The following is a 1,029-nucleotide window of genomic DNA, read 5'->3' on the forward strand; positions in this document are numbered from 1 at the left end:
GCCACCACCGTGCCCACCCCGCGGCCCGAACCCCTGCCGCCCGGCGCGCGCTGGCGCGAGGTCGCCACCGACCAGCAAAGCATCGGTTTCGTGCTGCTGCGCTCGCGCCGCCGCAGCATAGGCTTTGTGGTTACCGACGACGGCTTGCGCGTCACCGCGCCCAACTGGGTCACGCTGTCCCAGATCGACGACGCGGTGCGTGAAAAAGCCCGCTGGATACTATCCAAGCTGCGCGACTGGCAGGCCCGCAAGGAACAGCTGGCCATGGCGCATACGCGCTGGCAGGCCGGCGGCGAATTGCCCTACCTGGGCAAGCGCATCGTGCTGGGGCTGGGTTCCGACCACCGGCAGGCCTGCCTGTCGGGCGACGCCGATGCGCCCAACGATGGCGACACGCTCTGGCTGGCGCTGCCCGGCGACGCCGACCCGTCCCGCATCCGCGACGCCGCGCAAGCCTGGCTGCAACAGCGCGCGGGTACGCTGTTCGGCGCCCGGCTGGCACATTTCCTGCAGGTCAGCGGCCTGAAAATCCGCCGCTGGCGCCTGTCGTCGGCGGCCACGCGCTGGGGGTCCTGCACCAGCGACGGCAACATCATGCTGAACTGGCGCCTGATCCATTTCGCGCCGGCCATCATCGATTACGTCATCGCGCACGAACTTGCCCACCTGCGCGAAATGAACCACAGCCGCGACTTCTGGGCCGAGGTCGGCAGTATCCTGCCCGATTTCGAAGCCGCCAAGAGCGTGCTGCGACGGCACGACCCCGCCAGCCTGCCGCAGTTCTAGGAACCGCCATGGAACTGCGCCAACTGCGCTATTTCGTCAAAGTGGCCGAGTGCGGCAGCATGGGCCGCGCGGCGGCCGAGCTGGGCGTGGTTACCTCGGCGCTCAGCCAGCAGATCAGCCGCCTGGAAAGCGAACTGGCCACCCGCCTGCTGACCCGAACATCCGGCGGCGTGGTGCCCACCGACGCCGGGCTGGCTTTCCTGCGCCAGGCGCAGCTGGCGCTGCGCCATGCCGACGGCGCGG

At 69.7% G+C, this 1,029-nt stretch carries 2 protein-coding genes; both read left to right on the plus strand.

The window, feature by feature from the left end:
* The first annotated feature begins 9 nt into the window (after nucleotides 1-9).
* Complete coding sequence (locus tag LPZ50_RS25045) at nucleotides 10-786, plus strand: M48 family metallopeptidase (protein WP_230665527.1); 777 nt, start codon at nucleotides 10-12, stop codon at nucleotides 784-786.
* Between the two features lie 8 nt (nucleotides 787-794).
* A partial coding sequence (locus LPZ50_RS25050; protein ID WP_230665526.1) for a LysR family transcriptional regulator occupies nucleotides 795-1,029 on the plus strand: 235 nt, incomplete at its 3' end.

The sequence above is a fragment of the Bordetella petrii genome, from assembly GCF_020991325.1.
GTDB classification, from domain to species: Bacteria; Pseudomonadota; Gammaproteobacteria; order Burkholderiales; family Burkholderiaceae_B; genus Bordetella_A; species Bordetella_A petrii_E.